The organism is Streptomyces sp. NPDC059957, from assembly GCF_042730015.1.
GTDB lineage: Bacteria > Actinomycetota > Actinomycetes > Streptomycetales > Streptomycetaceae > Streptomyces.
On record NZ_JBHWMB010000174.1, the window covers coordinates 1 to 1,467 of the forward strand.

Here is a 1,467-nt window from a genome sequence, read left to right on the forward strand (position 1 = left end):
GCCGGCCACTGGCAGCTCTCCTGGACCAACGCCGGCCACCCGCCCCCACTCCTCACCCACCCCGGCGCACCCTCCGAGCCCGCCGAGCAGCTCCAAGCCCACGACATCCTCCTGCACCCCGCCCTACCGCCGGGGCCCCGCACCACCCACACCCGGCTCCTGGCCCCCGGCAGCACCCTCCTGCTCTACACCGACGGACTCGTCGAACACCGCGGGCAAGACCTCGAGGCCGCGACGAATGAGGCCGCACGCCACCTGGCCGCCGCGAGCGCCGACTCCCCCCTGGACGATGTCCTGCAGCACCTCGCGGGAACCGTCGCCCCCGCCCACCCCGATGACGACACCGTCCTCCTCGCCATCCGCATCGCGCCCCTCCCGCCGGTTGATCCGCCGGTTGGTCCGCCTGGTGATCGGGACCTCGGGCACCTCGCGCCACCGGCCGCTCCGAACGCGACCGGCCCGTACACCGGCTGACCGGTGCGCGCTCACGCCCCGAGGGCGTCCTCGACGCTCGCGTGTACGGAAAGGACCGTATCGGCACCGGTCACGGCGAAGAGCCGGCGCAACTGGTCACCCGGGGCGGCGACGCGCAGGGCAGTGAGGTGGTGCAGTCGCAGCAGCAGGTTCAGGAAGGAGGAGTCGCCGAAGGTGACGGCCGCGGCGTCCAGAACCACCAGCGGGTACCGGTCCGCGGCGGAGACGAGAGCCTCCTCCAGCGGAGCCAGCGTGTCCTGGTCCAGCTCTCCGCGGGCCGCCACCACGCACCCGGTCCCCGCCGGGTGGCTGTCCCCGACCACACCTGACTCGAACGCGTCCCCTGCTCCCGCCATGTCCGCCTCCCGGCTCGCCAGCTCTCACGTCGTCGTCAAGGGAGTATGCCTGGTTGCTCGATCGACGAGGCACCCGCAGGGTGTGGCACGGCCCGCCGGACGCACCGCGTGGTCCGGGGAACGAAGAAGGCGCCGTGCGAAGGGTGTAGGACCGATGAGCCGGGGCAGAAGGGCCCGGGCAGCCGTCAGTCAATCGGGAGGGAGCGGCCACCATGTCTCGCTCGGCCACCGTCATGGGACCCATTCGTGCTACAGACGTGCAAGCCCCTGCTTGTGACCGGAGCATCGTGGGAGCGCCAACGCGGGACATGGACCGCGTCGAGGTCGAGAACCCCCGCGAGATGGCGCCCTCGGACGCCCGTGAGCTGTCGCGGCTCTTCTTCGCGAGGCTGCGCACGCTGGAGGAGGGGACCCGCGAGTACCAGTACACGCGCAACACCCTGATCGAGATGAACCTGTCCCTCGTCCAGTTCGCCGCACGGCGCTTCCGCGCCCGCGTGCTCGGCGGCGGACTCGACATGGACGACGTCATCCAGGTGGGAACCATCGGCCTGATCAAGGCCATCGACCGCTACGACACCGAGCGCGAGGTCGAGTTCTCCACCCTCGCCCTCCCCTACATCACCGGTGAGATCAA

Annotated in this window: 3 protein-coding genes; 2 read left to right on the forward strand and 1 reads right to left on the reverse strand. The window is 71.2% G+C overall.

From position 1 onward, the window contains the following. On the forward strand, positions 1-474 hold a 474-nt coding region (locus ACFWBW_RS41690; protein WP_385385136.1), incomplete at its 5' end, for a PP2C family protein-serine/threonine phosphatase. Between the two features lie 11 nt (positions 475-485). On the opposite strand, the gene ACFWBW_RS41695 is transcribed toward ACFWBW_RS41690, so the two are convergent. Then, positions 486-830 (reverse strand): STAS domain-containing protein, encoded by a 345-nt coding sequence (locus ACFWBW_RS41695; protein WP_385385140.1) that lies wholly within the window; start codon positions 828-830, stop codon positions 486-488. 308 nt (positions 831-1,138) lie between these two features. Between ACFWBW_RS41695 and ACFWBW_RS41700 the strand changes: the two genes are divergently transcribed. Then, a partial coding sequence (locus ACFWBW_RS41700; protein ID WP_385385144.1) for a sigma factor occupies positions 1,139-1,467 on the forward strand: 329 nt, incomplete at its 3' end.

What these genes read in the sequence shown, in the direction of transcription:
- ACFWBW_RS41695 (WP_385385140.1), bottom strand. Translation starts at nt 830, where the DNA reads ATGGCGGGAGCAGGGGACGCGTTCGAGTCAGGTGTGGTCGGGGACAGC.